At 71.7% G+C, this 21,693-nt stretch carries 19 protein-coding genes; 6 read left to right on the top strand and 13 right to left on the bottom strand.

All coding sequences use genetic code 11. The features are described from left to right. Positions 1-3: 3 nt before the first annotated feature. Positions 4-1,104 carry a DegT/DnrJ/EryC1/StrS family aminotransferase gene (locus LXT12_RS05395; RefSeq protein ID WP_233390212.1) on the top strand — a complete coding sequence of 367 codons (1,101 nt, stop codon included), beginning with the start codon at positions 4-6 and terminating at the stop codon, positions 1,102-1,104. A gap of 15 nt (positions 1,105-1,119) precedes the next feature. Here LXT12_RS05395 and LXT12_RS05390 read toward each other — a convergent pair whose 3' ends face one another. From LXT12_RS05390 to LXT12_RS05365, 6 genes are read right to left on the bottom strand one after another with little or no spacing between them, the layout of a single operon-like run. Further along, positions 1,120-2,793, bottom strand: coding sequence for an asparagine synthetase B family protein (locus tag LXT12_RS05390; RefSeq protein ID WP_233390209.1), 1,674 nt, complete (start codon positions 2,791-2,793; stop codon positions 1,120-1,122). Between the two features lie 19 nt (positions 2,794-2,812). Continuing rightward, positions 2,813-4,999, bottom strand: coding sequence for a GNAT family N-acetyltransferase (locus tag LXT12_RS05385; protein WP_233390207.1), 2,187 nt, complete (start codon positions 4,997-4,999; stop codon positions 2,813-2,815). Positions 5,000-5,050: 51 nt separating this feature from the next. Then, positions 5,051-6,124 (bottom strand): glycosyltransferase WbsX family protein, encoded by a 1,074-nt coding sequence (locus tag LXT12_RS05380; RefSeq protein ID WP_233390205.1) that lies wholly within the window; start codon positions 6,122-6,124, stop codon positions 5,051-5,053. Further along, on the bottom strand, positions 6,121-7,587 hold the full coding sequence (locus LXT12_RS05375; protein WP_233390204.1) for an oligosaccharide flippase family protein: 1,467 nt from the start codon (positions 7,585-7,587) through the stop codon (positions 6,121-6,123). Before LXT12_RS05375 ends, LXT12_RS05380 begins: the two co-directional genes overlap by 4 nt. Positions 7,588-7,600: 13 nt before the next feature. After that, positions 7,601-8,653, bottom strand: coding sequence for a glycosyltransferase (locus LXT12_RS05370; protein ID WP_233390202.1), 1,053 nt, complete (start codon positions 8,651-8,653; stop codon positions 7,601-7,603). Position 8,654: 1 nt separating this feature from the next. Then, positions 8,655-9,638, bottom strand: coding sequence for a glycosyltransferase family 2 protein (locus tag LXT12_RS05365; RefSeq protein WP_233390200.1), 984 nt, complete (start codon positions 9,636-9,638; stop codon positions 8,655-8,657). A 331-nt stretch (positions 9,639-9,969) separates the two neighbouring features. On the opposite strand from LXT12_RS05365, the gene LXT12_RS05360 reads away from it, so the two are divergent. From LXT12_RS05360 to LXT12_RS05350, 3 genes are read left to right on the top strand one after another with little or no spacing between them, the layout of a single operon-like run. Beyond that, on the top strand, positions 9,970-11,007 hold the full coding sequence (locus LXT12_RS05360; RefSeq protein ID WP_233390198.1) for an NAD-dependent epimerase/dehydratase family protein: 1,038 nt from the start codon (positions 9,970-9,972) through the stop codon (positions 11,005-11,007). Further along, a complete protein-coding gene (locus LXT12_RS05355; protein ID WP_233390196.1) occupies positions 11,004-12,440 on the top strand; it encodes a GMC oxidoreductase in 1,437 nt (478 codons plus the stop codon). Before LXT12_RS05360 ends, LXT12_RS05355 begins: the two co-directional genes overlap by 4 nt. Further along, on the top strand, positions 12,437-13,543 hold the full coding sequence (locus LXT12_RS05350; protein ID WP_233390194.1) for a glycosyltransferase family 4 protein: 1,107 nt from the start codon (positions 12,437-12,439) through the stop codon (positions 13,541-13,543). The genes LXT12_RS05355 and LXT12_RS05350 overlap by 4 nt, the downstream gene beginning before the upstream one ends. 89 nt (positions 13,544-13,632) lie before the next feature. Here the strand turns inward: LXT12_RS05350 and LXT12_RS05345 are convergent, their stop codons facing one another. From LXT12_RS05345 to LXT12_RS05325, 5 genes are read right to left on the bottom strand one after another with little or no spacing between them, the layout of a single operon-like run. Then, entirely contained in the window at positions 13,633-14,550 is a 918-nt protein-coding gene (locus LXT12_RS05345; protein WP_233390192.1) for a glycosyltransferase family 2 protein, read from the bottom strand. 9 nt (positions 14,551-14,559) lie between these two features. Continuing rightward, positions 14,560-15,288, bottom strand: coding sequence for an ABC transporter permease (locus LXT12_RS05340; protein WP_233390191.1), 729 nt, complete (start codon positions 15,286-15,288; stop codon positions 14,560-14,562). Next, positions 15,285-16,142, bottom strand: a complete 858-nt coding sequence (locus LXT12_RS05335; protein ID WP_233390189.1) for a hydrolase 1, exosortase A system-associated — start codon at positions 16,140-16,142, stop codon at positions 15,285-15,287. The genes LXT12_RS05340 and LXT12_RS05335 overlap by 4 nt, the downstream gene beginning before the upstream one ends. Then, entirely contained in the window at positions 16,139-16,945 is an 807-nt protein-coding gene (locus tag LXT12_RS05330; RefSeq protein WP_233390187.1) for a hydrolase 2, exosortase A system-associated, read from the bottom strand. Before LXT12_RS05330 ends, LXT12_RS05335 begins: the two co-directional genes overlap by 4 nt. After that, a complete protein-coding gene (locus tag LXT12_RS05325; protein ID WP_233390185.1) occupies positions 16,942-17,199 on the bottom strand; it encodes an acyl carrier protein in 258 nt (85 codons plus the stop codon). Before LXT12_RS05325 ends, LXT12_RS05330 begins: the two co-directional genes overlap by 4 nt. Positions 17,200-17,345: 146 nt before the next feature. Here LXT12_RS05325 and LXT12_RS05320 point away from each other — a divergent pair, with 146 nt between their 5' ends. Both LXT12_RS05320 and LXT12_RS05315 read left to right on the top strand, forming a co-directional pair. Continuing rightward, positions 17,346-18,935: an acyl-CoA ligase (AMP-forming), exosortase A system-associated gene (locus LXT12_RS05320; protein WP_233390183.1), complete on the top strand. Its 1,590-nt coding sequence runs from the start codon at positions 17,346-17,348 to the stop codon at positions 18,933-18,935. After that, positions 18,932-20,206, top strand: coding sequence for a pyridoxal-dependent decarboxylase, exosortase A system-associated (locus LXT12_RS05315; protein ID WP_233390181.1), 1,275 nt, complete (start codon positions 18,932-18,934; stop codon positions 20,204-20,206). Before LXT12_RS05320 ends, LXT12_RS05315 begins: the two co-directional genes overlap by 4 nt. A 10-nt stretch (positions 20,207-20,216) precedes the next feature. Here LXT12_RS05315 and LXT12_RS05310 read toward each other — a convergent pair whose 3' ends face one another. Next, positions 20,217-20,948: an arginyltransferase gene (locus tag LXT12_RS05310; protein WP_233390179.1), complete on the bottom strand. Its 732-nt coding sequence runs from the start codon at positions 20,946-20,948 to the stop codon at positions 20,217-20,219. After that, positions 20,945-21,682 (bottom strand): leucyl/phenylalanyl-tRNA--protein transferase, encoded by a 738-nt coding sequence (locus tag LXT12_RS05305; RefSeq protein WP_233390177.1) that lies wholly within the window; start codon positions 21,680-21,682, stop codon positions 20,945-20,947. Before LXT12_RS05305 ends, LXT12_RS05310 begins: the two co-directional genes overlap by 4 nt. Positions 21,683-21,693: the final 11 nt, after the last annotated feature.

Genomic DNA, 21,693 nt, shown 5'->3' with positions numbered 1-21,693 from the left:
CGCATGGACTTCATCGACCTCAAGAGCCAGTACGCGGCCCTGCGCGACAACATCAACGCCCGCATCCAGAAGGTGCTGGACCATGGCCAGTACATCCTCGGCCCCGAGGTGAAGGAGATGGAGGCCGCGCTGTGCGCCTACACCGGCGCCCGCCACTGCATCAGCGTGGCCAGCGGCACCGAGGCCCTGCTCATCGCGCTGATGGCCCTGGACCTGCAGCCCGGTGACGAGGTCGTCACCAGCCCCTTCACCTTCGCCGCCACGGCCGAGATGATCGTGCTGGCCGGCGGCGTGCCGGTCTTCGTCGACATCGAGCCCGACACGGCCAACCTCGATGCCCGTCTCGTCGAGGCCGCCATCACGCCGCGCACCCGTGCCGTCATGCCGGTGAGCCTGTACGGCCAGGTGGCCGACATGGACGCCATCAACGCCGTCGCCGCCCGCCACGGCCTGGCCGTCATCGAGGACGCGGCGCAGAGTTTCGGCGCGAGCTACGGCTCCAGGAAGAGCTGCAACCTCTCGACCTTCGGCTGTACCAGCTTCTTCCCGAGCAAGCCCCTGGGCTGCTATGGCGACGGCGGCGCCATCTTCACCAGCGACGACCGCCTCGCCCAGGCCTGCCGCGAGATCCGCACGCATGGCCAGAGCCAGCGCTACCTGCACACGCGGCTGGGCGTGGGTGGGCGCATGGACACGCTGCAATGCGCCGTCGTGCTGGGCAAGCTGGACCGCTTCGAGTGGGAGATCGCCCGCCGGCTGCAGCTGGGTGAGGCCTACCGGCGCAAGCTGCAGGCGGCGGTGCCGGCGCTGCAGCTGCTGGCCGTGCGCGAGGACCGCGACTGCGTCTGGGCCCAGTACACCGTCTTCGTGGACGACCGCGAGGCGGTGCAGGCGCGCCTGAAGCAGGCCGGCATCCCGACCGCCGTGCACTACCCGCGCCCGCTGCATCACCAGCCCGCCTACGCGCGCTACGCCGAGGCGGACGCCTGCCCCCACAGCATCGCCGCGGCGCGGCGCGTGATGAGCCTGCCCATGAGCGCCGACCTCACCGACGCCCAGCAGGACGAGGTCGTCGCGGCGCTGGCGCGGGCCCTGGCTGCCTGAGGCCCGGGCCCAGGGTCAGGCCAGCCGGTAGTCCGGCGCATGCCGGCGCAGCCACTGCTCCAGCATCATCAGGATCCACACCATCTCGCCGTAGTAGCCGGCGTGCTCCTTGAGGCGGCGCGTCAGCAGGCTTTCGACGAAGTCGGCACGCACCAGGCCGCGGGCGACCACGCCGCGCAGCGACTCGGCCGCCAGGGCGTTGAGGGCCGCGTCCTTGACGGCCCAGGGGCCGAAGGGCAGGCCGAAGCCGTGCTTCTTCTTGGTGAGGATCTCGTCGGGCAGGAAGCCGCGCAGGGCTTCCTTGAAGAACCAGCGCAGCTTCAGGCCCTTGAGCTTGTAGCTCGTGGGCAGCTTGAGGGAGAAGTCCAGCAGCCGTGTGTCCAGCAGCGGGAAGCTCACGTCCACGCCGGCCATGGCCGTGGTGCCGACGACCTTGGGCAGGTCGTTCTCGGCCAGGGTGTAGCGCCAGTCGAAGGCGAGCATCTGGTTGACGAGGCTGGCGTCGTGCGGGCCGGCGGCCCAGGTGGCGCGCTGGTGCTGGCGCGGGGCATCGGTGTCCACGGCGGCGAGGAAGGCCGGCGTCAGCACGTCCGCGAGGCCGAGGCGGTCCAGCAGGTTGTAGCTCTGCATGCGGTCGGGCATGGGCACGCGGGCCTGGCGGATGTAGCTGGTGCCCTTCTTGAGCAGCGGGATGCTGCCGGTGACCGGGTTCATGAACAGCGGATGCAGCACGCCGGCGCGCAGCGGCGACGGGATCTGGCTGTAGACGTGGAAGACCCTCTCCTTGGCGTAGCGGGTGTTGCCGCCGAAGAGCTCGTCGCCGCCGTCGCCCGCCAGCATGCGGGTGTAGCCGTCGGCGCGGGCCTTGCTCGCGCAGTAGAAGGCCGGCACGGCCGAGGAGTTGCCGAAGGGCTGGTCGTAGTGGGCCGCCACGTCGGGGATGGCCTTGACGAGGTCGGCCGGCGTCACGTAGTACTCGTGGTGCTGGGCGCCGAAGGCCTTGGCGGCGATGCGGGCGTAGGCCATCTCGTCGTAGCCCTCGGCCTCGAAGCCGATGGAATAACTCGCCGGTGCGCGGCCCGTGGCCTCGCCCAGCAGGCCGCAGACGGTGGAGCTGTCGGTGCCGCCGCTGAGGAAGCAGGCCGTCTGGCCGGCGCCGTCCAGGCGCTCCTTGACGGCGGTGCGCAGGATGCCGCGGAACTCCTCGCGCAGGGCGTCGAAGCTCGGCTGGGCCAGCTCGTCGAAGCGGGCCGTCCAGTAGGGGGCGACGGTGAGCTGGCCGTTCTCGAAGCGCGCGTAGTGGGCCGGAGGCAGGCGCAGGATGCCGGCGTAGATGGTGCGCGGCGAGGGGATGCAGTGATGGAAGAGGTAGTTGAAGATGGCCTGCGGGTCGATGTCGCGGATGCCCAGCCGGCGGGCCAGCACGTCGGCGCGCGTGGCGTAGTGCAGGCGGCCGTCGTGCACGGCGTAGCACAGGCTGTGCACCGCGAAGCGGTCCACGGCGAGGTAGGCGCCGCCGCCGGGCAGGTCCAGGGCCACGGCGAACTCGCCGCCCACGTCGGCCGCGCAGGCGACGCCCTTGGCGGCATAGGCCTGGCGCCAGGACTGCAGGGCGTCGGGAGCCGGGGCGGCGAAGCGCGGGGTGCCGGAGGCGAAGGGCGTGTCGGGCGGCAGGTCGTGGGCTTGCATCTGGGTCGTCGCTCGGGATTCAGGCGGGCGGATTGTCGGGCCGGGGCGCGGGTTTGGGGCGCAGGCGGCGCCAGGTCTCGCCCACGGCCTGGCGGGCCAGGCCGATGAGGCCGCGCAGGGTCAGCGGGTCGTAGGCGACCAGGCCGAAGCGCTCGCGGCGCTCGCTCATCCAGGTGGCCTTGTAGGGGTCGTCGCCGATGAGGTAGTCGACCTCGGTCACGCGGTCGGTGTCGAGGGCGTATTCCATCAGCAGGGCGGTCACGAGGGTGCCCGAGGTGAGCGCCTTGAAGCGCTCGTCGTAGGCCACCTTGACGATGTTGGCGCGGCCGTGGGCGGTGATCCAGAGCTGGGCCGCCGTCGGCACGCCGTCCAGCCAGGCGATGCCCAGGCGCAGCCAGCCGCGCCGGGCGCACAGGCGGGCCAGGCCGGGGACGAAGTCGGGGTAGGGCTCGGCGTTCTTCCAGCTGTTGGCGTACACCGACTGGAAGGCCGCGATGCCGGCCTCCAGGCGCTCGCCGCCCTGCACGATCTCCAGCGTGCCGCCCTCCTGGGCGAAGCGCTTGCCCATGCGCTTGATGGTGTTGCGCATCTTGCTGCTGCGCTCCTTCAGGTAGCCGGCCCAGTCCTGGCGGACGGGCTCGAACCAGTTGCCGAAGGCGAAGTAGGCATGCGTGCTCAGGCCGGCCAGGGCCAGGGCGCGCTTGAGCAGGGCGAACTCGCGCGACTGCGGGTCCATGGGCGCGAAGCGGTAGGCCGCGGCCCGGCCGCTGTCGCGGCGCAGGGCGCGAGTGAGCGGCAGCAGGTCGTCGGCGTCGAGGTCGTCCTCCAGCGCTGGCGCGTAGATGGCGGTGTAGAAGTTGGACAGGGCGCTCACCTCGCGCCCGAGGCCGCTGCGCTGGGTCACCACCGGCAGCACGGCGAGCACGCGGCCCTGGCGGCGCAGCACGAGGAAACGCACGCTGGCCCCCGCCGGCTCGTGGGCATAGACGGTCTCCACGAGGTTGGCATACCAGTCGGCGCCGAACTCGACGCGCTGCTGCTCGGCGCGGCTCATCAGCGCCACGGCATCGGCCGGCAGCTCGCCGACGCCGGCATAGGCCTCGATGCTGGCGCCGCTGCGGTGGGCCATCGTGTCGGCGTCGACCGGCCGCTTGCCGCGCCTCAGCAAGCCCCGGGTGCCGCGGCGCAGCAGGCCGTAGAGGGCCGGCAGGCCGCTGTGGCGGTAAAGGCTGACGTGGTTGATCCAGCGCTGCGAGGTCGACCAGGCCAGCAGGTCGGGCTCGGCGTTGGTGTAGAACTCCACGACGCCGCCGGGCAGGCGCGTGAACAGGTCCTCCAGCGTGCGCAGCAGCAGCACGCGGCCGGGGGCGAAGCGCTCGAAGTTCTCGTCGAACGAGGTCTTGAGCATCACGACCATGCCGGCGCGGATCAGCAGCATGCGGGAGGCGAGCAGGTCTTCGCCCAGCCACAGCTCGTAGACCAGGGCCTCCCCCCGCGCGGCGAAATCGCCCATCACCTCGGCGTAGAAGCGCCCCTGGGGGTTGTCGCTGGCGACGGCCGTGCCCTCGCGGCCCTTCCAGCCGCGGCTTTCCAGCGCCGCATAACGCGCCACCGCCGCGGGCATGGCGGCCGGGTCGCCGACGATGTCCAGGCGCTCGGGCGTGGGTTCGGACTGCAGCCGCCGCAGGTAGCGACGCATGTTCTGGATGAGCTTGCGCGGGCGCTGTGCCCAGTAGTCGTCGAACGCGCCCTTCAGGGCGACGCTCATGGTCAGCGCATGCGGCAGGCTGCCCACGGCCCGCACGGGCAGCTCGCGCAGGTCGCCGAAACGCGGGTCGTTGCACAGCAGGTCGAGTTCGCTGGCGTAGCCGGGCAGGGCGGCGAACAGGCCGCGCAGGTCCAGCCCCGCGGGAATGAGGGTGGGGCCGATCTGTGTCTGCGCCGGCAGGTAGCTCGACCACACGCCCAGGCCGCGCGTCTGCCGGTTCAGCAGCAGCATGGCCACCGTCTCGCCGTCGCGAACGGCGCGCGCCAGCAGCACGCCGCCCGTGCCGAAGTGGCGCAGCATGGCGTCGACGAAGGCGCCATCCAGCATGCCGTGGCCGGCCATCAGCCGGGTGTTCAGGCGGTCCCAGTCGGCGCGCAGCGGGCCGAGGCCCTGGGCGGGGTCCAGCGTTTGCAGGTACCACTGCAGGCCAGCGTTCATCGGGGGTGTGCGTCGAGGGAGTGGAGGGACATGGCGTGCTTGCGGCAGCGTTCAGCCGCTGGCCTTGACCTTGGCGTCGAGCACCTCGAGATAGGCCCGGCCCCAGCGGCGGCCCGGCTCCAGGTGGTTGCCTTCGGCCCATTCGTTCCAGGACTTGATGAAGAGGAAGTCGTCCTCGCGCTCACGGCGGCGCCACAGCGACAGGGCCCGGTCCAGCGCGGCACCGAACTTCTGCGGCGTGGAGTTCTCCAGCACGACGCCGCGCGGACCGCTGCGCGGCGTGTTGTCCCAGTTGGGCAGCACGCAGGGAATGGCCAGCGGCGAGGCCTGGTCGGGCAGCAGATAGGGCTGCTGGGCTTCGTAGTCGAACACCGAGGGCCGGCCCAGCCAGTCGAGGATCTTGTTGCGGATCTTGGCGATGGGCTGGGACCAGGGCGTCCAGGTGCGGCGGCGCAGGAAGCTGGGCTTGAGCACGAAGGCGTCGAAGCCCTTGGCGCGGGCATCCCAGAAGGGATCGCGGTGCTCGGCCAGCAGGTACAGGCCGGGCAGGCCGGCCTGCTCGGCCAGCCGGCGCCAGTGCGAGGTGAAGGCGACCGGGTCGGGCAACTCGTCCGGTGCGTAGACCATGAAGACGGGCTTGCCCTTCACGCGCAGATAGCGCCGGTCGCGGAAGGCGGGCAGCAGGGTCTCGAAGTGGGCCTTCTCGTCCTCAGGCCCCGGGTAGAGCTGTTCGGCCAGGATGCGCTTGTCCAGGCCATGCCAGACGCCCGACCAGGTCTGGTTGGCCCAACAGACCATGAAGGGAAAGTCGGGCTTGCCGCTGGCCAGCACTTCGTCGAGCGGGCGCTCCAGCAGGCGCCGGCCGTGGCCGAACCAGTAGTGGTAGTAGCAGAAGGCGGCGACGGAATGCGCCTTGGCCAGCGCCGCCTGGGCCTCGCGGGCCTCGGGTACGCGCAGGTCGTACAGGCCCAGCTCCGAGGGCAGGTTGGGCTGGTAGTGCCCGCGGTAGAGGGGCTTGGCCTTGGTGACGTTGGTCCACTCGGTGAAGCCGGGCTCCCACCACTCGTCGTTTTCCTTGATCGGGTGGTACTGGGGCAGGTAGAGCGCGATGACTTCGGGTTTCATGGCGTGCCGGTAGCGGTTGCGCGCCTGCGGCGCAGCTTGTTCAGTTCGAGGGCCAGCGGATGCTTGAACACCACGGCGAGGGCCAGGCAGGCGAGGGCGCCGCAGCCCATGGCCAGGGCCAGGTTGAGGACCAGCGGCAGCTGCAGCCACAGGGCCAGCGAGCGGCCTGCCCAGGCGGCCGCGGCGGCGCCCAGGCCGATGACGGCCGTGGGCCCCATGCCGCGGACGATGGCCATGGTGGAGATGCCGCAAAGCCGGTGCGCCGCAGCGGCCAGCAGCAGCAGGCGCACGACGTGGGCCAGCACCGACAGCGCCGCGGCCGCCACCAGGCTGTGCATGGCGCCCACGACGAGGCAGGTCGCCAGCGTCACGCCGAACACCAGGTTGACGCGCAGCTGCGCGCCCATGGCGCCGTAGGCGGTGAGCAGCGGCGTGCAGAGCATGAAGGGCGAATAGATCAGGCCCTGGATGGCGCCGATCTGCAGGATGGGCACGGCCTCCAGCCAGGCCGGCCCGAACAGCAGCAGGATGATCTCGTGGGCGCAGATGCCCATGAGGCCGAAGAACAGCCACTGCACGGCGGCCATCAGCAGGGTGACGCGGCGGTAGTCCTCGAAGATGTCGCGTTCGGCATGCCGGGCGCGGGCCATCAGCGGCGAGGCCACGCTGACGACGGCCGAGGCGAAGAAGGTGTAGAAGCCCGCGTTCAGGCTGTTGGACTTGCTCAGGATGCCGCTGCTGTGGAAGCCCAGCATGCCGCTGATGATGAAGTCGTCGGCGCGCGTAGAGATGCCCTCGACGAGGCGGGACATGGTGTTCTGCCCGCCGAACTTGAGCACGTGGCGCAGGTTCCCGAGGCCCGGACGCATCATGACGGCATGGGGCTGCATCACCAGCAGCAGGGCGAAGGTCGTGACGATGCTGGCCACCGACCCCCAGGCCGGGCTGGTGTAGCTGAAGCCCTTGAGGGCGCAGACGACCGTGACCGCGGCGCCGATGAGGGCCGAGGCGGCCTGGATGACGAAGACGGTGTCGAACTTCAGTTCCTTGACGAGCATCGCCAGGGCGGTCGCCCCGAGGGGCAGCAGCATGAAGTTCAGGCACAGGATGTGCATCACGTGCGCGACGCCGGGCTCGTGATAGGCCGCGGCGAGCGGGTAGGCGGCCAGGGCGATGACGAGGGCGATGCTCCACGCCACGCCGATGGTCACGGTGAAGGCGGCGCGCACCTTCTCGGGCGTCATCTCCTTCTGGCTGACGATGTAGTCGCCGATGCCGAACTCGCGCACGATGCCGCCGATGGCCACGGCCGTGGCCGCGAGCGAGAAGATGCCGGTCTCCTGCGGCGTCAGCAGCCGTGCCATGACGATGGACGTGCCCAGCTGAAGAGCGAACGAGAAGTAGCGCTGGGCGAAAGCGAACAGGACGGCGCGGCGGGCGGATGGGGTGGCGGTCTGGGTCATCGTGGACATGGGGTCAGGCCGCCAGGCCGGCATGGCTCAGCGCCGCGCTGGCGATGGACGTCCACTGCCAGGCCTCGCAGGCCCGGCGGTTGGCCGCGCCGTCGGCGGCGGGGTCGGGCCGCGCCATCGCCGTCCGCATGGCCTCGCACAGGGCATCGACGTCGCCGGCCGGGTAGCTGACGTTGTGTTCGCCGCCCAGGGTCTCGCCGATGCAGCCCAGCCGCGGCCCGACGACGATGCGCCCGAAGCTCATGCCCAGCACCGCCACGCCCGAGTTGAGCCCCGCCGTGTGGCTGAGCACGACGCAGTCCGCCGCGTTCATGTAGACCTGGATGCGGTCGGAGTCGATGGGGCGGCCGTGCAGCAGGAAGTCGCGCGCGGTGCGCTTGCGCCAGGCCAGGCGCAGCCGGTCGCGCAGGGCGCCGGGCCCGGTCGGCGGCGTGTACAGGCCGGCCACGAGCAGGAACTTGCGGTCGAGCTGGAGCCGGTCGAAGGCGGCCAGCAGCAGGTTCAGGCCCTTGTAGCCGCGGATCTGGCCGAACTGCAGGAAGACGCGGGCGTCCGCCGGAATGCCGAGCTCGCGCCGGGCCTCGTCGCGGCCGATGGTGTTGGGGTAGGAGAAGTAGTGGCCGTGGGCCTGCACGAACTGCGGCTTGCCGGCCGGCACCGCGTAGCGGCCGGCCAGGGCCTCGATGGAGCAGCCGCAGTGGTGGTGGATGGCGTCGGCGGCCTCGATGACGGCGCGGTAGACCCGCGCGTCGACCTCGGCGTCGGCGATGTCGTGGGGGGCGAGGTTGTGCACCGTCCAGACCATGGGCACGCCGGCGCGCTTCAGCTCCTCCAGGCGGGCCAGGAAGTGCTCGGCCCGGGCCGCGGTGCTGCCTTCGCCGCGCCAGCGGTAGAACTCCTCGGGCCAGTGCATATGGAGCAGGTCCGGGCGGATGTTGCCCTCGAGCAGGTTCTCGGGGCCGTAGATCGGCGTCCAGCCCAGCGCCGCGTAGGCCCGGCCCAGTTCGCGGATGTAGATGTTGCCGTTGGCCTGGTGGGGGAGCAGGACGAACGGCATCTCAATAGACGTTCTGGCGCTTCTGGGAGCGCGCTTCCACCCAGGCGGGATAGGCGGCGGGCCGCAGCCTGGACATCCAGCGGCTGGCGACCGTGCCCCAGGCCCGCCACAGGCGCAACTCGCGCAGGAAGCGGTCCGCCGGCGGCTCGCCGCGCAGCGGCGCCACCAGCCAGGCCAGGGCGTCCTGCACCATCTGGCGGTACAGCCACAGCGGCACCCACGCGAGATGACGCACGCCGGGGGCCATGTCCTTCCAGGGCGAGATGCCGGCCTTCAGCGACCAGCGCCGGAAGTAGCGCTGCGTGACGATGGCCGGGTCCACCGGGGCCACGACCGAGACCGAGGGCACGTAGGCCACGCATTCGCCGCGCGCCGCCACGCGCTGGCCGAACTCGTAGTCCATGTGGCGGAAGTGCGTCTCCGAAAAACCGCCGACGCGGTCGAAGAGGTCGATGCGGGTCAGCAGGTTGGTGCCGGCCGGCGAGTAGCCGGGCGGCGGCGGGCACAGCCGCTGGTCGCCGATGTCGACTTCCGCGACGATGGCGCCCATGTTGCGGTGGTACCAGGGCGGGGGCTCGCCGCCCGGCCAGGTGACGCGCGTCTTGCCGCCGGCCAGCGCCGGTCGTTCGGGCCCGTCCTCCATGGCGGCCAGCACGGCCTCCAGCCAGTCGGCCGGGAAGAAGACGTCGTCGTCCGTGAAGGCGATGAGGGTGCAGCCGAGTTCCTTGGCGTAGGCGATGCCACGGTTCAGTGCGAACTGCTTGCCCTGGCGGGGTTCGAACAGCGCATGCAGCCGGCCCAGCGGCCAGTCGGCCTGGCGGGCCTTGAGATGGTCCTGGGTGGTGTCGCGGGAGTTGTTGTCCACCACCAGCACATCGACCGGCACGCCCGCCGGCGCGCGCACCTGGGCGAGGCTCGTCAGGGTCTCGGCGAGCACGTCGACACGGTTCCAGGTGCAGATGATGACGGCGATGTGCGCGGGCATGACGGACTCGTTCTGTGGGCGCCTGCCGGAGGCCGCGCCGAGCGGGGCGCGATGGCGCGGGCTGTCAGGCGCTGGCATGGCGTCTCGACGGAGTCGCGCGGGCGACGGCGGGATTGGGAGGCGCTGCAGTGTAGTGCCGGGTTTTTCGGCCGCAGGCCGGGCGGCCCCCCGCGATTGAGCAGTTCGCCCGCTCTGGGGCGTCCAGGTGCTCCCCTATGATGAAGGACTTGCGCGCGGCCCGGGCCGCGCTGCATGCCGGCCGCTGCGGTGCCGGCCGGCCAGGATGGCCGGTCGACCGGCCTTTCCCTCCAGGTTTTCTCGTCTGAATCCAATGACAGCCAACCCAGCGCGCCCCGCCCGATGCCTCATCACCGGAGCCTCCGGCTACATCGGCGGCCGGTTGCGCGAGCGCCTGGTGGAGCACGGCGGCCCGCAGCACGTCGCGCTGGTACGCAGCCCGGCGGCGGCCGCGGCCATGCGGGCCGGCGGCGGTGCGGCGGTGGCCGCCGACCTGCTCGAGCCGCAGAGCCTCGCGTCCGCGCTGCAGGGCTGCGACACCGTCATCCACCTCGCCCACGGCGACCGCGGGCCGCAGGCGACGCGCCATCTCGTCGAGGCGGCCGTGCGGCAGCAGGTGCGCCGCTTCGTGCACATCAGCACCATGTCCGTCCACGGCCCGGCGCCCGGGCCCGAGGCGGCGCATGAGGCCGCCGCCCGCATCGGCCGTTATGGCGAGCCCTATTCCGACTCCAAGGCCGAGCAGGAGGAGATCGTGCAGGCGGCCCACGACCGCGGCGACCTGTCGGTGGTCATCCTGCGGCCGACGGTGGTCTACGGGCTGGGCGGTCATTTCGAGCGCCAGGTCCTGGCCCAGGCGCGCGCCGGCGAGGTGACGTTGTTCGACGGCGGAAGCGGCCTGTGCAACGCCGTCTTCGTGGACGACGTCTGCGACGCCATCGAGGCGGCTCTGGTGCGCGACGAGGCCCTGGGCGAGGCGATGTTCGTCACGGCCGACCGGGCCATCACCTGGGGCGAATTCATACGCGCCTTCGCGGCGCAGGTCGAGCCGGCGCCGCGGTTCGTCGACCTGTCTGCCGCCGATGCGAAGCGCTACTGGGCCGAGCATCCGCCCGAGCCGGTCGGCGGCATCCCGGCGCGGGTGTGGCGCAAGCTCAAGCGCCTGGCCGGCTGGCAGCCGCCGGTGGCGCCCTGGCCGCCGCTCGGCCGCGTCATGCGAGAGACCTTCCCCATCGCCTTCTCCAACGAGAAGGCCAGGCGACTGCTCGGCTGGGCGCCCCGCGTCGACTTCCCGCAGGGCGTCGCCCTGACGCGCGACTGGCTGCGCGCCCACGCCGACGCGGCGCGATGAAGCCCCGCGCCGTCATCGTCGGCGCGGGCCTGGGCGGCTGCATGCTGGCCCACGCGCTGCTGCCGACCCACGACGTCGTCATCGTCGAGCGCGGCGCCGAGGTCGAGGACCCGCGCTACCCCGTCGTCGACGTGGGCCTGCCGGCCGTCACCCAGCCCCACGTCGGCGCCGGCCTCGGGGGCTCGACCCAGCTCTGGCACAACGGGCTGATCGAGATCGACGAGGAGATCTTCGCGGCGCACTGGCCCTTTCCCAAGGCCGAGCTCGATCCCTTCTACGCCCAGGCCTTCGAGCTGCTGGCGGACACCCCGCTGGCCCACGTCCGCGAGGCCATCGAGCGGCTGCGCCAGCGCTACCGCGAACTCGGCCTGCCGCCCGGCCTGATGCAGGGCCTGTACTACCCGCGCTGGCCGCGCAACCTCTGGACCTCGCTGCAGCTCCAGGGGCGCGTGGAGGTCGTGCGGGGCAACGTGGTCGACTTCGAGCTGGGCGATGGCGGCGCGCTCGCTGCCCTGACGGTGGAGGAGGGCGGCGAGCGGCGCCGCGTCGAGGGCGATGTCTTCGTCCTCGCTGCCGGCGGCCTGGGCACGCCGGTGCTGCTGCAGAAGCTGGCCCGGCACCTGCCGCTGCCCGGCGCGGTCCATGCCGGCGCGCACTACGAGGACCATCCCATGACCTTCGTCGGCGAGGTCGAGGTGACGGTGCCGCTGTACCGGCTGTGGAACTACCGCGTGCCCGGCACGGACGGCAACCTGCGCCTGCCCCTGGTCGTCAAGCGCGCGGGGCTGCACATGTCCTTCCAGCTGCGGCCCGCGGCCAACTACTACCGCGCCAGCCGGCGTGAGCAGGTCGGCAGCGTGCTCAACGACCTGCGCCGCAACCCCTGGAACCCGCTGCACTACGCCAGGCTCTTCAAGCACTGGGACGACATCCTCGACATCCTGTCCTTCAAGTTCGGCATCCACCTGCCGACGCGGCACTACACCCTGCTGCTGTGCGCGCAGATGCCCACGGCGCCGGAGCGCTCGGTGTGGAGCCAGCCTGCACAGGACGGTGCCGGCGAGGCCGGCGTGCGCTGCTGGACGCTGCCGCAGGCCTTCCGCGACCACATGGACCAGGCCGTGCAGGACGTGCTGGCCTGGCTGGCGCCGGTGACGCGCAGCGCCCGCATCTTCAGCGGCTGGCAGGGCGACCTGCGCTCGGCGGCCCACCACTCGGGCACGGCCCGGCTGTCGGCCGATGCCACGGCCGGCGCCTGCGACGTCGACGGGCGGGTGCACGGCATGGCCAACCTCTACGTCTGCGACGGCGCCCTCATCCCGGCCAGCGGCATCGCCAACACGGGCCTCACCATCGCCGCCCTGGCCCTGCGCCTGGCGGCCCATCTGCGCGGACGACCGGCCGCCGCGCCTCGAGCCTCATCCCAGCCATGAACCTGCATGTCGCCATGGTCGCCCGCACCCTCAACGTGCGGCATCTGCGCGGCACCGGCCGCTACGTGCAGGAGATCCTGCGCAACGCCCGGGCCGCCGACCACATCCGCTGGACGGCCTACGGCCACGACCCGGCGCTGCCGTTTCGCGTGCCCGAACCGCTGCTGGGCCGCGCGGAGGTGTTCGAGTTCCGCGGCGACCGCTTCCACCTCTGGGAACAGATCGGCCTGCCGATGCGGCTGCGGCAGTCCGGCGCGCAGATCCTGCATTGCGCGGAGAACACCGCGCCCATCTGGCAGCCCATTCCCACCATCGTCACCATCCACGACACGGTGCCCTGGGAGGAGGACACGCGCGGCCTGGACCGCTTCTACCTCCACGACATCCAGAAGATCGCCCTGCGGCGCTGTGCCCACGTCATCACGATCAGCGAGTCCTCCCGGCGCGACATCGTGGCGCGCTGGCCCTTCCTGGCCGACCGGCTGACGGTCATCTCGCACGGCATCGCCGACGAGTTCTTCAGCGAGGAGCGCGCTCCGCTGCCGGCGGCGCTGGCCCAGGCCCTCGGCGACGCGCCCTACCTCGTCTATCTGGGCGGCGCCCAGCCGCGCAAGCGCTTTGACTGGGCCATGGAGCTGCTGGCCCGCTGCGGGCGGGACGACCTCCACCTGGTGGGCTGCGGCTTCGGGGCCGGCACGGCGCCGCTGGACCGCATCCCCGAGGTGCTGCGCGGGCGGGTGCATTTCGCGCCCTTCCTGGAGGACTGCGAGCTCGTGAGCCTGTACCGCGGCGCCCAGGCAGCCGTCTACCCGACGCTGTACGAGGGCTTCGGCTTCCCGGCCGTGGAGGCCCAGGCGGCGGGCACGCCGGTGCTGTTCAGCCCGGTGAGCAGCCTGGTGGACCTCGTCGGCCCGCTGGCCTGGACGAACGAACCCCAGGACTTCGACGCCTGGCTGGCTTCGCTGAAGGAAGTCCTCGCTCTGCCGGCGGCGGTGCGGGCCGAGCGAGCCGAGGCCGGCATGCGCTGGGCCCGGTGCTTCTCGTGGCGCAGCAGCGTCGAGAAGCACTTCCAGGTCTACCGTGAGGTGCTGGCTCGCGCGTAGTGCGGTGGATCCGCCGAGATCAAAACCTCTGTATTCGTTTCATCCGTCGCGGGTGCCGCCAAAGCGGAACGGATCGCTGAGACGAAGCCTCAGTCGTGGCGCGGCACCCAGCGGCGCACGAGGGACTTGCCCATCTTGGTCAGGGTGGCGCCGCGGTAGGGGCCCGTGGCCAGCAGGTGGGCGAAGGTCTTGAGGCCCAGCCCCAGGTCGCCCTTGGCGACGTGCGAGTCGGCGAAGTTGCACCAGCCGCGGTGCTGGAAGCGGCGCAGCGCCTGCGGGTCCACGTCGTGGCCGGGCGGCGCGCTCATGCCGAAGCGGCGGATCAGGTCGGCGCGCATCAGCTCGGTGCTGTTGACGGGCGCGATGCGGCGCGACAGCGAGACTGGATGCTGCCGGTACAGCACGAAGGACTCGGCCAGGCGGATGAAGCGGTGCTGGGTGCTGGCGCGCACCAGGTATTCCCAATCGTCGGTTTTCTGGTCGTCGGTCAGGAAGCCGCCCATGCGGTCCCAGGCACTGCGCCGCCAGACCACCGAGGAGGGCAGGGCATGGTTGTCGAGGATGAGGCGGGGGTAGATCCAGCCCGACAGGCTCTCGTCGACGCGGCCGTCGCGCGGCTCGCTGAAATAGGCCGGCCGGGGTTCGCCATGCCAGACGTCGAAGGCCGTGTAGCAGAAGTCGTGGTCGGGCCGGCTCTGCAGGGCCTGCAGCTGCAGGCGCAGCTTTTCGGGGTGCCAGAGGTCGTCGGCGTCCAGCAGGGCGACGAATTCGGAATCCACCTCGGCCATGCCCCGGTTGCGCGAGCGGGACATGCCGCGGTTCTCCTGCGAGATGACCCGCACGCGCGGGTCGTCCTGGGCCGCGCGCGCGGCGGTGGCGTCGCTGGAGCCGTCGTCGATGACGGTGACCTGCAGGTCGGTGAAGGTCTGGGCCAGGGCCGAGCGCACGGTCTCGGCGATGAAGGCTTCGGCGTTGTAGGCGGGAACGACGATGTTGACGCGGGGCATGGGCGGCGGCTAGCGGGCGGGCTGGGAGGCGGCCACGGGCGCGGAGGCTGCGGAGGCCGCGGCGTCGGGGGCGGCGGCCTGCTCCGGCTCCTGCCAGCGTCCGACGGCGGCGAGGCGGTCGCGCAGCTCGGTGCGCGTCATGCCCATGGACATGGCGCGATGGGCCTGGGCCAGCGCCTTGTCGTAGTGCTTCATGTCCGCGTAGAGCATACCCGCGTTGAAGTGCGTCAGCGCGTTGTCGCCGGCCTGGGTGACGACGTAGTCCAGGAAGCGCTCCGCATCGTCGATGCGTTCGCGGTGGATCAGGAAGTTCACGTAGAGCATCCGGAAGACGAGGTCGTCCGGCGCGAAGTTCATGCCCCGTGCGTAGTAGCACTCGATGCTCATGTCCACGCCGGGAGGCGAGTCGTTCTTCTCCTTGGCCACCAGGCGCTCCAGCGTCAGGATGGCGCGCGCGTGGTTGGGGAAGACGGCCAGCGTGTAGGCGATGTCGCCGCCGAAGGCGCCCGTGGCGCCCTTGGTCAGCGTCTCCACGCCGCGCGTGAAGTGGGCGTTCTCGACGATGAAGCGCTGCTGGGGCTGGGCGGTCCGGTAGTCGAAGGGGCCGTAGAGGTTGTGGGTCTCGCCGCAGCCTTCGGGCGCTGGCGCGCGGCCCGCGGCCTGCACGGCGGGCGCCAGCGCGGCGAGCGCCAGCATCAGGGCGAGGCGACCCATGCGGTCGGATACACGGAGGTTCATGTGGCGTCCGGCGTCAGGCATCGCGTCCTCAACCAGTCCAGGCACAGGCGGCTCTGGGTGTCCTGGTCCGCGATGGTGGAAAAGGTGTGGTCGGCCGTCGGCAGCTCGTGGCGTTCCACGCGTGGCGAGGCCAGCAGGCCCTGCCAGGACGGTGACGAACGCGAGTGTTCGACGAACTCGCGGGCAGTGTAGTCGTCGCCGCTGAGCACCAGCAGCACCGGCCCGCCGAAGCCGCTCAGTCCGGCCGCCATGCGATCCTGGAAGCTGCGCGGCCCGGCCGGCGCGCCCGCGCCGCGCGCCAGGCGCAGGTTGGCGCCCAGGCCGCGCAGGGCCGCGAGGCCCACGCCGCCGCGCAGCAGCTTGAGCCAGAACGCCTTCTCGCGCAGGCGCCGCCAGTAGTAGTGCTTGACGTGGGCCTGGGCCAGGCTCGCGGCCGAGCGCACCCAGGGGTTGAGCAGGGCGACGCCGGCCACGCGGGGGTCGCGGGTCGATTCCAGGTAGAGCAGGGCGGCCGAGGCGGCGTCGCACAGGCCCCAGAGCACCACGCGGCGCAGGGCCGGCCGCGCGGCGAGCAGGGCGGTGATGGCCGCGTCGATGTCGGCCTCCACGGCCTCGAAGTCGCGCGCCTCGCCGGGGCTGTCGCCCATGCTGCGGTAGTCGAAGCGCAGGGCGGCGAAGCCGTGTTTGGCCAGGTCGCGGGCTAGCAGGGTGAACTGCCGGTGGCTGCCCACGCGGTACTGCGGGCCGCCGACGACGATGAGCACGCCGACCTCGGACGCATCGCCGTCGGGCTCGGCCAGGATGCCCACGAGCGGTTGGCCTTCGCAGGCGATGGCGAACACCGATTCCTTCACGACAACGCCTCCACGGTGGCGGCGATCAGCGCCGGTGCGAGTTCGATCTCGGCCGAGGCCCAGAAGCTCGGGCCCGCGACGATGCGCGAACGCAGCGACCAGCCGGCGTCCTGCCAGGCCTGGGCCGCCTGCTCGCTGGCCGGTGTGAGCGTCGCATCCTCGCGGGTGCTGACCTCCAGCCATTCGACGCGGCCGGGCGTGCCCGACGGCGCGAGCCGCGCGCCTTCGAGGCCGGCGGCCAGGCCTGCGCCGACGCGGTAGCCCGCCACCTCGACGTGGCGGCCGGCCGCCAGCTCGGCCTTCATCGCCTCCATCAGCCCCTTGCCGGCGCCGCCGGCCATCTCGGCGGCCAGCTTCAGGCGCAGGAACTGCTGCAGCGCCAGCTTGCCGCTGGCCATGGGCTGCCAGAACAGATGGTTGACCGGCCGCCCCCAGTCGGCCGCCGCGAGCAGGCAGCCGGCCCGCAGGCCCCAGAGCCACAGCGGCGCGTCGCCGGGGGCGCGGGCCTCCAGCTCGGCCAGACCGAGGCGCACGTCGGCCTGCCAGTCGGCCCAGCTCGCGTCGCCGAAGTCGGCCGAGGAGTCGCCGCAGCCGCGCAGGTCCAGCTGCAGCACGGCATGCCCGGCCTCGGCCAGGGCACGGCAGGCGAGGGCGGCCATGCGGCGGGACTTGTTCATCTCCTCGGCGAACGGGTGCAGGTAGAGCACCCGGCCGCGGGGCGTGCCCCGTGGCGCGTGGAAGAGGCACAGGCGCTGCTCGCCGCCCGGGGCGGGCAGGAAGAAGACGTCGGGGTGCGGGATCAACCCAGCCGGGCCGCGACGAAGTCGGCCAGCGAGCCCACCGTGGCGAAGGTGTCGCCGTCGATGTCATCGTCGTCGACGACGAGGCCGAGCTGTTCCTCCATCGCCGTGATCAGGCTGACCACCGCCATCGAGTCCAGCTCGGGCAGGGCGCCGAGCAGGGCGGTGTCGCGGGTGAAGGTCTTGGCGCGGCCGTTCAGGCTGAGCACGTCGTCGAGAAGCCTCTGCACGTGGCCGAGGACTTGAGCGTTATCCATCGTGGGGAACCTGTTGCGGGCGTCCGGAAATCGAGCGCGGCAGTTTAGCGGGCCGCCCCCTCGGCTCCGGGGGCGGCCACCCCTTGCCCCAGGGGCGCGTGAGATACTTTTTTCACTCTTATCGCCCTCTCAGAGGCCGCGCCCACATGCCCGAATCGACCCTGCTGAACGAGTTGGTGGCCGTTGCCGCCGAGCGCACGCCCGACGCCCCCGCCCTGACCTACGGCAGCTCGACGCTGAGTTATGGCGAGATCGACGCCGCCGTGCGCGGCTTTGCCGCCGGGCTGATGCACCTCGGCCTGGCCCGCGGCGAGCGTGTCGCCATCTACCTGGAAAAGCGCTTCGAGACGGTCGTCGCCAGCTTCGGCGCGCCGGCGGCGGGCGGCGTCTTCGTGCCGCTGAACCCGCTGCTCAAGCCCGAGCAGGTCGGCTTCATCGTGCGCGACTGCGACGTGCGCGTGCTGGTCACCTCGCCCGAGCGGCTGGCCCAGCTCGGCGAGGTGCTCACGCAGTGCCCGTCGCTGCGCCACGTGGTGCTGACGAGCGGGAGCGGCTCGGCCCCGGTGCCGGTGCACGACTGGGCCGCACTGCTGGCCTCGCCCGCGCGCGCCGGCCACCGCGTCATCGACACCGACATGGCGGCCATCCTCTACACCTCCGGCTCCACGGGCCGGCCCAAGGGCGTGGTGCTGTCCCACCGCAACATGGTGGCGGGCGGCAAGAGCGTGGCGAGCTACCTCGACAACCGCGCCAGCGACACGCTGCTGGCAGCCCTGCCGCTGTCCTTCGACGCCGGCTTCAGCCAGCTCACCACAGCCTTCCACAGCGGCGCGCGCGTCGTGCTGCTGAACTACCTGCTGCCCCGCGACGTGCTCAAGGCCATGGAGCGCGAGAAGGTCACCGGCCTCACGGCCGTGCCGCCGCTCTACATCCAGCTGACCCAGCTCGACTGGCCGGCCGCCATCGACCAGCACCTGCGCTACTTCGCCAACACCGGCGGGCGCATGCCGCGCGCGACGCTGGACCTGCTGCGCGCCCGCGTGCCGTCGGCCAGGCCCTTTCTGATGTACGGCCTCACCGAGGCCTTCCGATCCACCTACCTGCCGCCCGAGGAGGTCGACCGCCGGCCGGACTCCATCGGCAAGGCCATTCCCAACGCCGAGATCCTGGTGCTGCGCGAGGACGGCAGCGAATGCGCGCCCGACGAGCCCGGCGAGCTGGTGCACCGTGGCGCCCTCGTCGGCCTGGGCTACTGGAACGACGCCGAGAAGACGGCCGAGCGCTACAAGCCGCTGCCGGTGGGCATCGGCGGCCGCGAGGCCGGCCTGCAGCTGCCGGAGTTCGCCGTGTTCTCCGGCGACACGGTCAGGCGCGACGCCGAGGGCTTCCTCTACTTCGTCGGCCGCCGCGACGAGATGATGAAGACCTCGGGCTACCGCGTCAGCCCCACGGAGGTGGAGGAGATCCTCTACGCCACCGGCCTGGTGGGCGAATGCGTGGCCTTCGGGGTGGACCACGACACCCTGGGCCAGGCCATCCAGGTCATCGCCACACCGCCCGAAGGCGCCGCCGACCTCGACGCTGCGGCCCTGCTGGCGGCCTGCAAGGCCCGCATGCCGGCCTACATGGTGCCCCATGGCATCGAGGCCCGGCCTGGCCCGCTGCCGCGCAACCCCAACGGCAAGATCGACCGCAAGACCCTCTCGACCGACTGGGTCGAGCGCCACACCGCATGAGCGAACCTACTCCGCCCAAGCGTGCCCTCGAGCACGCGCCCGTGCTCTTCCCTCGCGACGCCCACGGCGAGCTGCTCGTCGGCGGCCAGCGCCTGTCGGTGCTGGCCGAGCGCGTCGGCCAGACGCCCTTCTACGCCTACGACCGCGGGCTGCTGAAGGCGCGCGTCGATGAGCTGCGTGCCGCCCTGCCTGCCGGCATCGAGCTGCACTACGCGATGAAGGCCAACCCCATGCCGGCCCTGGTGGGGCTGATGGCCGGGCTGGTGGACGGCATCGACGTGGCCTCCGCCGGCGAACTGCAGGTGGCGCTGAACGCCGGGGCCGATCCGCACGAGATCAGCTTTGCCGGGCCCGGCAAGCGCGACGTCGAGCTGGGCCAGGCCGTGGCGGCCGGCGTGCTCGTCAACGTGGAGTCGGCCCGCGAGCTGCGCGTGCTGGCCGCGGCCTCGCAGCGCCTGGGCCTGCCCGCGCGCGTGGCCCTGCGCGTGAACCCCGACTTCGAACTCAAGGGCTCGGGCATGCGCATGAGCGGCGGGCCCAAGCAGTTCGGCATCGATGCCGAGGTGGTGCCCGAGGTGCTGGCCGAGGTCGGCCGGCTGGCCGCCGACGGCGTGGCCTTTGAGGGCTTCCATCTCTTCGCCGGCTCGCAGAACCTCAAGGCCGAGGCCATCTGCGAGGCGCAGCTCAAGAGCTACGAGCTGGCCCTGAGACTGGCGGAGTCGGCGCCCGCGCCGGTGCGGTTCCTGAACCTGGGCGGCGGCTTCGGCATCCCCTACTTCCCCGGCGAGGCGCGGCTGGAGCTGGCGCCCATCGCCGCCAACCTCGCAGCCCTGCAGGCCCGCGCCAAGGCCGATCTCCCGCAGGCCCGGCTGGTCATCGAGCTGGGCCGCTACTTCGTCGGCGAGGCGGGCGTCTACGTCTGCCGCATCGTGGACCGCAAGATCTCGCGCGGCCAGGTCTTCCTGGTGGCGGACGGCGGCCTGCACCACCATCTCTCGGCCTCTGGCAACTTCGGCCAGGTGCTGCGCAAGAACTACCCTGCCTCCATCGAGCCCCAGGGCCGCCGAGAGGCAGCGACCGGGGCGGCGACCGAGCCGGCCAGCGTGGTCGGCCCGCTGTGCACGCCGCTGGACCTGCTGGCCGACCGCATGGAGATGGCCCGCGGCGAGGTCGGCGACCTGGCCGTCATCTACCAGAGCGGTGCCTACGGCCGCAGCGCCAGCCCCGAAGGCTTCCTCGGCCATCCGGCCTGCGTGGAAGTCTTGGTTTGAGCGGCCGGCGTCAGGCGTCCGTCCAGACGCCGTTGCGCAGGATCTGGTGCGGCCGGAAGCCGGCCTTGTAGGCCATCTTGGGGCTCTCCTCGATCCAGTAGCCCAGGTAGACGTGGCTGAGTTTGAGCTCGCGCGCCTGCTGGATCTGCCACAGCACGCCGTAGGTGCCGAAGCTGGCCTCGATGTCGGGGTCGTAGAAGGTGTAGACCGCCGACAGGCCGTCGCTGAGGATGTCGAGGATGGACACCATGCGCAGCGGGGCGCTGCCGTCGGGCTGGGGTTCGCGGAACTCCACCAGGCGCGAGTTGATGCGGCTTTGCAGCAGGAACTGGGTGTACTGGTCGACGCTGTCGTGGTCCATGCCGCCGCCGCTGTGGCGGCCCGCCTGGTAGCGCAGGTACAGGGCGTAGTGCTCGGGTGAATAGCCCAGGCGCATCACCTTGGCCTGCAGGTGGCGGTGGGCCTTGAGGGCGCGCTTCTGGCTGCGGCTGGGCTGGAAGCGTTCGACCGGCAGGCGCAGCGGAACGCAGGCGCGGCATTGGTCGCAGTAGGGCCGGTAGGTGAACAGGCCGCTGCGGCGAAAGCCGGCCGCGACGAGGTTGGAATAGGCGTCGGCGTGGATCAGGTGGCTGGGCGTGGCGACCTGCGAACGCGCCTGGCGACCTGCCACGTAGCTGCACGGGTAGGCGGCGGTGGCATAGAACTGGATCTGCGCGAGCGGCAGTTCTTTGGGGTGGGTCACGTCGAGGTCGGGGGCAGCAGGTGGTGCCAGTGGTCCCGATGATAGGTCCAGGGCTCCGGCGACGGCTCGCCCACGTGGGCGGCGAGGTGGGCTTCGAACACGTTTCTCGGCATTTCGGCGGCCCCCAGGGAGGCGAGGTGGCGGGTGTTCTGCTGGCAGTCGATCCAGGGGATGCCGAATTCGCGGCACAGACAGACCAGGGCGCACAGGGCGATCTTGGAGGCGTCGGTACGCCGCATGAACATCGATTCGCCATAGAACATGCGCCCGAGGTTGACGCCGTACAGGCCGCCGACGAGTTCGCCGTCCACCCAGGTCTCGACGCTGTGCATGGCCGGCCAGGCGAGGTAGGCGGCCTGCAGCTCGGGCACGATCCAGGTGCCGGCCTGGCCCTCGCGGGGCGCTTCGGCGCAGGCGCGCAGCACGGCGGCGCGGTCGTGGTCGACGCGGATCTCGCAGCCGGGCGCCTGGCGGAAGCGCTGCACCGTCTTGCGCAACGAGCGCGAGAGCTTGAAGTCGGCCGTCTTCAGCACCATGCGCGGGTCGGGCGCCCACCACAGCGGCGGCTGGCCCGGGCCGTACCACGGGAAGATGCCGCGCCGGTAGGCGGCCTCCAGCCGCTGCGGGCTCAGGCTGCCACCCGCGGCGAGCAGGCCGGGGGCGTCGGTCTCGGGGCCGAGCGCGCGGTGGCTCGGCGGGAATTCCAGGGAGTCCTCGTCAAGCCAGTCGATCATGGCCGCATGGT

Origin of the sequence: Pelomonas caseinilytica (assembly GCF_021353235.1) — a bacterium.
GTDB classification, from domain to species: domain Bacteria; phylum Pseudomonadota; class Gammaproteobacteria; order Burkholderiales; family Burkholderiaceae_C; genus Pelomonas; species Pelomonas caseinilytica.
Note: the sequence above shows the minus strand (reverse complement) of the source record. Positions and strands in the feature narration are given on the sequence as shown.